Annotated in this window: 7 protein-coding genes; all 7 read right to left on the reverse strand. The window is 72.0% G+C overall.

The window, feature by feature from the left end:
- Nucleotides 1-221: transposase (locus A3IC_RS64585; RefSeq protein WP_040876448.1), on the reverse strand; the 221-nt coding region annotated here is incomplete at its 3' end.
- A 53-nt stretch (nucleotides 222-274) separates the two neighbouring features.
- Nucleotides 275-451: a hypothetical protein gene (locus A3IC_RS68525; protein ID WP_020550091.1), complete on the reverse strand. Its 177-nt coding sequence runs from the start codon at nucleotides 449-451 to the stop codon at nucleotides 275-277.
- An 806-nt stretch (nucleotides 452-1,257) separates the two neighbouring features.
- Nucleotides 1,258-2,274: a TniB family NTP-binding protein gene (locus tag A3IC_RS0110945; RefSeq protein WP_020550093.1), complete on the reverse strand. Its 1,017-nt coding sequence runs from the start codon at nucleotides 2,272-2,274 to the stop codon at nucleotides 1,258-1,260.
- A gap of 122 nt (nucleotides 2,275-2,396) precedes the next feature.
- Nucleotides 2,397-2,666: a hypothetical protein gene (locus tag A3IC_RS0110950; RefSeq protein ID WP_020550094.1), complete on the reverse strand. Its 270-nt coding sequence runs from the start codon at nucleotides 2,664-2,666 to the stop codon at nucleotides 2,397-2,399.
- Between the two features lie 62 nt (nucleotides 2,667-2,728).
- A complete protein-coding gene (locus A3IC_RS0110955) occupies nucleotides 2,729-4,681 on the reverse strand; it encodes a DDE-type integrase/transposase/recombinase (RefSeq protein ID WP_020550095.1) in 1,953 nt (650 codons plus the stop codon).
- Between the two features lie 5 nt (nucleotides 4,682-4,686).
- Nucleotides 4,687-5,517: a TnsA-like heteromeric transposase endonuclease subunit gene (locus A3IC_RS0110960; protein WP_245599208.1), complete on the reverse strand. Its 831-nt coding sequence runs from the start codon at nucleotides 5,515-5,517 to the stop codon at nucleotides 4,687-4,689.
- Nucleotides 5,518-5,827: 310 nt separating this feature from the next.
- Nucleotides 5,828-6,310 carry a helicase associated domain-containing protein gene (locus A3IC_RS53675; RefSeq protein ID WP_158695900.1) on the reverse strand — a complete coding sequence of 161 codons (483 nt, stop codon included), beginning with the start codon at nucleotides 6,308-6,310 and terminating at the stop codon, nucleotides 5,828-5,830.
- Nucleotides 6,311-7,896: the final 1,586 nt, after the last annotated feature.

Raw genomic sequence — 7,896 nt, forward strand, 5'->3', positions numbered from 1 at the left:
TCATGTTCCAGCTGCCGCTCGCGGTCCGATTTCGGGCTGTCGTCGGATTCCGCGTTGCCCTCGTGGGAGAGGCGATATTGCTTCACCCAGCCCCTGAGCGTCGTTTCGTTGACTCCGAGCTCGGTGGCGACGCGGGCGATCGGGCGCGGGCCCTCGATCACCAGGCGGACGGCCTCTTCCCTGAACTTCTGCGGATATCTAGGTGGCACGTTCTCTCTCATTTCCGAATCTCGACAACCCTACGCGGGTCGCTGTCCGGAAGAAATAGAGCACCTCAGTCCCGCGAGAGGGGGCGGGGGAGTGTGGTGAACGCGCGGGCGAGGGCGACGGTTTCGGGATGGGTCACCACGGCACGGGCCAGGAGAACCGCCGAGGCACCCCCACCGGTCGCGGCCGGGGCGGGGTTGCCCGCGGTGAGCCGGCCCAGCCGCTCCTGCCGGCGTCGTGCCATGTGGTGTCCGCGGTCGTTGCCGGCGGGTGGTGACCGCCCCGGCCCAGGTGTACGCGGCCGCGTTGTCGCGGTGTCGTGCGAGGCGCCGGTGGGACCGATACGCGAGGTCGATCTCGGGGAGCGCGCCCGTGTCGAGTGGGCCCGGCAGGCGGGGCTCGCTTGCCCAATACCGGTGGCGGGGGCACCACACGCGGTGCGCGGGCGGGTACGTCCACGCCACATCGCCGGCCCCGCGGGTGCGCCGTCGTACGCACACCGGGCAGGCCCGGGCGCCTTGCTCGTCGGTGTCCAGGACGCGTACCCGCGCGCGGGCCGTCCGTCTCCGCGCCGTGTCCTCCTCGCCGACGCGGGTCGGCCCCACCGTGTCGTCGATGCCGGCCGGCTGTGTCCGGCGGGGCGGGCGCGGGCCGGATTCGGCCGCAGTGGTCGGACGCGGCAGAGCCTGCGTCAGGTGGTGGTGGGGGACCCGGGTGAACGCGGCCAAGCGGTGTAGCGCCGCGGGGTCGAGATGGATCTCGATGCGCGGCGCCGCCGGTCCCGGTCCCGTTCGCTCTCCCGGGCCGTGGAGTTCGATACCGAGGCCGCCGGCAACCGGGGCACCCCCATGCGGTAGGTGCCCGCGAGGCGCCCCAGGTACGAGGCGGTCGACTCGAACGCCACGGGCGCGACCCGCAGGGCGCCCGAGGGCGGGAGCTGCCGGCATCGCCGCGTCGGGCCCGGGCCGAGGTGTTCCCCGCCGCTCCCGTCGCCTTCGTGTCTGCTCCCGCTGCGTGCCTTCCCGCTCCCGCGTGCCTTTCCGTTCGCGTTCACGGGACGCGTCGCGCCGTTGCGCGCGCGGGCGTTGCGCGCGCCCGAGTGGGGTTGCGAGGCCGGTGGTGCTCCTCGGCGAGGTGGTCGATGCGCACGGCGTCCAGGCCGCCTCGGGTGATGCGTTCGGTGCCGTCGAGGATCGCGCCGATCGCGGCCTGGCGGACCAGCCGGGCCAGGCTCCCGATCCGCCCGGCGGTGCGGGCGTGGAGATACGACACCAACCGGGGCAGCGTCCCCGCCCGATGGGCGCGCAGATCCAAAGCGTTCTCCATCGCGGCGACCAGGTCCCCGAACGGCTCCGCCCCACCCACACGCGCGGGGAACGCCCCACACTCGACCAGACAGGCCCGCCCGGCGAGTTGCGCCCCGCGCACACCCGCGAACAACGGCGTGGCGGCCACGTCGATGCCCGCGTACACGAACGTCGCCCCGATGCGCTCGGTCAGGTCCTTCAACAGGTCGGCCGTCTCCGCGCCGGCGGTGGTACGCGGGTTGAGCCGGTGGATCTCGTCGATCATCACCAACCGCACCCCCGCCTCGCCGTACACATGGCAGACGGCGTTGGTGATCTGCGCCTGGGTCATCCGGTCGGTGATCGGCACGCCGAGATAGCGAGCGAACTCGGCCGCCAGGGCCTTCGCGGTCGCCGCCGGCGGCACGAGCACGTACGCGACCGGTACCCCCTCACCGCCGTCCTCACCGCCGCCCGCGCCGCCTCGCGCGGTGTGGGCGAGGTGGCAGGCGCGCCCGACCTGCAACAGGGCCGTGGTCTTTCCCGCGGCGGCAGGCCCGGTGACGATCAGGCCGGGACGTGCGGTGACGTCCTGGTGCCGGCCCAGGATCATCAGGGTGCGCACGTTCTTCGCGAGCGCGTCGATGGCGGGGGTGCGCACGACGACGAACCGGGAGTGATAGACGAGGCGTTCCTCCGGGCCCCGCGGTTCGGCGCCGGGGGCGGGAGGGACGGGAACGGGCGCGCCGACGAAGTCCCGCCAGCCCTCCCACGTGGTCACCGACCGCGGCCTCGCCCGAGCGCCCGCCTCCGCGGCGAGGCACCCGGCCCCGCCGGACACACGCGCCGTCTTCGCCGTCCCCGCCACAGGTGTCGTGGAACGGGCCGCGCCGGCCGGGGAGTTCACCACGACTCCGCCTCGGCCTGCGCGTCATACAGCCCGAACCCGCCCCTCGGCGCGTCCGACGACAGCCCGACGTCCTCGCCCCGACCCTGCCCGTTCGCCTCTTCGCTCTCGTCCGCGTTCTCGCCGCCGGGGTCGGTGTGGGCGAGAGCGTCGAGGCTGTCGCCCCACTCCCAGTCCGAGACAGAGCAGGTCCCCGAGGTCTGCGCAGCCTCGGCCGGCTCCGATGTGGCGCCCGGGCCGCTGCCCGGCGCAACCCCGGAGGGCATTCCCGTGCCGTTCCCGTTCCCATACACGTCGTCCGGCCGGCCAGGCGTCGGCAGCCCGGTGGTCAGGCCCCCGGGAGCACGGCTGCGGTGTCGGGGGCCGTGATGGGGCTCCTTCGGCCCCTCTTTTTCGGCAACGTCCCCGCGGTGTTCCGCGTGCGGCGCATGAGCTGGTCGAGGGCGTCGGCGAGTTCCGCCTCGTGGCGCTCCCGATCCCCGTGTCCGTCGACGCCCGCCCTCACCTGGCGCCACATGCAGTCGTCGAACGGCCGATGGACATGATCACGGTGGATCCAGGGAATCTCCGTCAGCTCCCCGTCGGGCAGGCGGATCCACACCTGGCGGCCGTCGTGGGGATTGTGGTGGACCTCCCACCTGCCCTGCCGGCCGCCGACCCCGGAGGACTGCCCCCGAACAGGGTCCAGGACCTCGTGGTCGTAGGTGCGGTGGTCGATCCGGATCCCGCGTTCGGTGATGCGATGCCACCGCACCGGCAACAACTCGAGATAGTCCCGCCCGGTCAACGGCAGCGGCACGTACCCACACATCGCGATCAGCGCCGCCCACGCCTGATTCGGCGACAACGGGGCACGGGGCAACACCGGATTACGCAAACCCTCGTGCGGCTGCCTCTGCCACCCGCAGACGATCCACTCGTCGAGGAAGTCCTGCAACTGCGGAACCGTCCAACACGCCTCGTCCGCCACATCCCGCCCGCGTCGGGTCACGTTCGACCCGGTATACCCGGCCACGTGTTGGCAGAACAGCGTGTTGATCGCGCCGAACGTCCGCTCCACCACGGCCTTCGCGGTCGGCCTGCGCGGCGGCGCGGGCTGCACACTGATCCCCAACGTCTCACAGGCGGCCACGAAACTCTCCGAGACGAACACCTTCCCCCGGTCGACGACGATCGTCTCGGGTACCACGACCGGCCGCGCCGCCGCACCCTCCAGACGTTCGTCCAACGACAGCAACCGCTCATACGGCACCGCCGCCACCGACAGCTCCAACGCCGCGGGCCACGTGGGCCGGGCGGGGTGCGGCACCGCCATCTCCGCCAGCAACAACGCCGCGTCCACCGCCTTGGTACCCGCCGGACACAACACCGCCGCCAGGATCGACCGCGTCGCCACATCGACCGCGATCGTCAGTTCAGGACGCCCGAGGCCGCCGTCCTCAAGGACGGCCATCACATCCAGGCGCGTGGTGTCGATCTGCACCTGTTCCCCCGGCCGCACCACCCCCAACGGAGCAACCGACCGGCCCGCACCGGTGGCCGTCCTCGCCGGCCGCCCGGGCCGCTCACCAGGATCGGCCAACGCGTTCACCAGCCGGTAGAACGTCGCGGGCGACGGCAACGCCACCACATCCCGCCCGTGCGTCTCCTCCAGAATCTGCCCGGCCAGCACCCGAAGCCCCTTCACCGTGCCCTTCGACCGACCACGCTGGCGCCGCATCGCCTCGAGCACCGCGGCCACCACACGCTCATCCGCGCGCCCGGTCGCGCTCGAAGGACGAGCCGAGCGCTTGTCGACCAACCCCCACAACCCCTGCCGGCGATACGCATGACGCATCCGCTCCACCGTCGTACGCGTCACCGGACCGAAACCCAGCGCCGACATCTCCCGCGCCTTCGCCGCGTCCCTCTGCGCCAACGTCCACCGCGCGGGGTCGTATTCCGCCCGCACCACCACACCCTCCGCCTCACCGGGCAGACACGGCAGACCCGTCTCCACCTCACGGATATGCGGCAACCACGCCAACGCCCGCCGCTGCGCCGCGACCGGCACCGTCTCGAACAAGCCCCACTCCGGCACGCGCGCCGGCGCCCGCCCGCCGACGACCTCGAAACCCGGGTCGGCGAACAACCGCCCGACCAGCAGCGTCATCTCCTGCCCGTCCTCCTGCAACAGGTAGACCCGCTGCCCCTGCACAGCGACCACCTGCCAGGTCCGCCCCCGATAGACGACGAACGCGCCGACCTCCATCACCGGCCGCCCGCCCCGTACCTCGCCCACCGCACTCAACCCCTCTCGAGTCCGGCGGCCCCGGACCGCCCACCGGCCCGCGCGTCCCCCCGCCCACCCGGGCCGACCAGCACCCGCTCGTGCAGCGGCCGGCCGAGATCCGCCCCCAGCCGCCCCGACCACAACGCGTGATACACGGCGGGCAGAACCCGCAGCGGATCACCCACCGACACCGCCCCCTCGGCCAGCGGCCGCGGCGCGGCAAACGCCCGACCCAGCAAGGCCCGAAGCTCGGGCGGCCCCTGATACCGGGGATGCCGGTAACCGGCCAGCCACCGAAGGTTCGCCGCGAGAACCGCATCCAGCGGCCCGAGCCGCCGATACGACCAGCCGACCGCATCACACGCCGCCGTCACCACCGCCGCGGCTCTCAACGCCCGCTCGCCACCCGCCCCGGCACGGCTCGGACAGTCGGCCAACAACGCGGTGCCGTCCGCGTACCGGGCGAACACCTGCGGCACCCACGACCGCGTCCGCCCGTCCACCGCATCGCGCCACAACAACCGCACCGGCCGCCCCGCCAAACCCACCACCCGCGGATCACGATCCAGGACCATCAACCGGTCGCGCATCGCAGCCGACCCGTGCACCACATGACCGCCGGTGGTCGCCGACCACCACCATCCCGGCCCCCACCGCCGTCCAGGCACCACCGGGAACGCCGACACCGGCGACAACTCCTCGAACCGCGTCGACCCCGCCGCCTCCACCCACGACCGCTGCGCAACGCACCCCACCGCGTCGGCGAACTCCGCCTCGACACCGGCCACTTCCGCAACCGCCGAAGCCCGAACACCCGCCCCGCCCACCGCCAATCGCTCATTCACGCCCGTAGTCAAGTACGCGAGAAACCCTCAGAAAGACAGAGAACCCCACCGCCACCCGAACGAGTGCACCCCACACGAACAACCCACGCACACACCGAGCTCGTGATAAAAGCCGTGCCGCACCAGACCCCGCCCCGCCCCCACACGCCGCCCACCCCCGATCAGAGACGCCACCGCCCGGCACCCGCGCAGCCGAACCAACCGCTCCAAAGCGCCGAAGAGTCACCCATCGGAATCAAAAACCCGCCCCAAACACAGCCGAACACCACGAACCCCCACCCGAATCTCACACCGAACCTCACACCCGACCTCACGTCCACCGCATCCCGACCGCGTCCAACGCGGCGACCCGCTCACCCGTCAACTTCCCGCGCCACGCCCGGGTGTTGATGACCCACACCCCCAACCGCACCCCCTCGACCCCGCCACCCCCGGGCACGTCGACGGCCTCGACGCACCCACGCGGGACCTCCAGATGCCCCTCCCGCGCGAAGAACACCCCGACCGCAACCAACCCGACCGCGAACGCCTCATCCCTGCTGCGCCCCGCCCTCGGACCACCCGACCCCCCAGGCCGCTCCGCCACCGCCCCGACGGCCGGCGTCGCGACGCCAACGGCGAGCAGCACCTCCCGCTGCGCCGGGTTCAGCCGCTCCCATCCCGCGACCCGACGCTCGACCCACCGCCCGATCGCCACCCCGCGATACACCGTCCCAGGCCCGGGAACGACCACCTCCCGCACCGCCACCACCGCACCGCCGCCGTCGACCCCCACGTCATCACCGGCCCCCACGCCACCCGCCCCGACTCCGTCTGCCACACCCGCCGCCGCGCCACGCGACCAGACCACGCCCACCTCACCACCCGACCCACGCCCACCCGCCGCCGCGCCCCCGACCCCGCCCTCTCGAACCGCCGCCGCGTCGGCCCCCCCCACGCCCACTCGCCGCTGCGCCGTACGACCCATCGGCGCCCACCCCGACATTCGGCTCNCCCCCNCCCGCCGCTGCGCCGTCGCCGCCCTCGGGGGTTGTGGGCGGGTTGTGGGCCTGTTGCCGGCCGCGGAGGTGGTTGAGGTGGCGCTGCCAATCGATCGACCAGTGCCGGGGGTTTTACTCGGGGTCGATGGCGGCGAGCTGCTCCGCGCGTGCCGGGTGGCGTTTCACCGTTGCCCTGGCGCCATTTCTGCAGTTGCCGCCCGATGGGGAAGCCCTCGATGATCGCGTCGACCGGCGCGGCCGGGTCGCTGAGGAGTCGGGCGTATTCGCGGGCGGGGGCGCCCCGCCAGCCCTGTTCGCAGGCGTCCCAGACCATGCTCGGCGTGTCGAATTCAGCGATCTGGGTGCGGGTCCCCCGATTTTCCTGCCCGGATTTCCTTACAACTTTCAGGCTCGGCTTGGCCAAGTCCGTTTCTTCCTCGCCACGATCCGACGGCTCCAGCGTGACACCACGAGGTCGATGATCGGAAGCCGGCACCCGCCTCGAACCGGCCGATCCCCGAGGTGCTCCGCCACTCCACGGATCCACCGATGTTGTCCGCGGCACGGGAACCCTGCGTGGCTTTCCTTACAACACGGCAGCGCCGAGCCACGCCCCACACGGAGATGCGAACATGGGCGACCCGACCACGGTGCCAGAACGCCCGGTCGATGGGCCCTGGCGTAGCTGAGCCGAACTGGCGCCGCTGGCGCGGTGGTTCCTGCGGCGCGTCTCGGTTTCCTGTCCGATTTTCCTTACGACTTTCGGGTCGGGTTGTTGTTCGGGTGTCGGGCTTGTCGGTGGCGTTGTGCGGCGTTGGCCGACCTGTTGGGTGCATGGTGGCGGGTCCGGGTGTGAGGGCCGTAGGACGCGTTCGGGTGCCCTGTCGGGGATTCCTGGTGGTTGCCGGGGTGGGCTTGTGGTAGCTGTGGAGGGCTGGTTCGGTGTGCGTGCGGGTTGGTGCCGGTTCGCTCGCTGATGTGGTGGTGGGGCCGCGGAGCGGGCCGGGGTCCGGTGTCCGGGTGGGGTCCGGTGTCCGGGTGGGGTCCGTGGATTTCCCTGGATCGTACCCGGAACAGGTTTTGATGCAGACCTTGTCCCGTGGTGTGGCGCGCACCTATATTGGAAGCGGCCGGCTCGGTGATGAAGTCGCCAGTTTCCAATGATGGTTGGCGATGACGGTTCCAAGTCACATGATGTTGTGGGGTATTGGTTTGCCCCACGGGTCGGTGCTTCGGCTTGTCGACCCCGGGATGATCGCGGCTCCGGACGCCAACCCCTGCTGCTGCCAGCGCAGTTCCCGAGCGATGCGGTCGGCAGCCGGAGACGTCCGGTGCCGCGGGCAATCGCGTAGCGATTGGTGTTGGTTGGAAGTGACGGAGTCACTTCCAACCAACACTT

Origin of the sequence: Embleya scabrispora DSM 41855 (assembly GCF_000372745.1) — a bacterium.
Taxonomy (GTDB): domain Bacteria; phylum Actinomycetota; class Actinomycetes; order Streptomycetales; family Streptomycetaceae; genus Embleya; species Embleya scabrispora.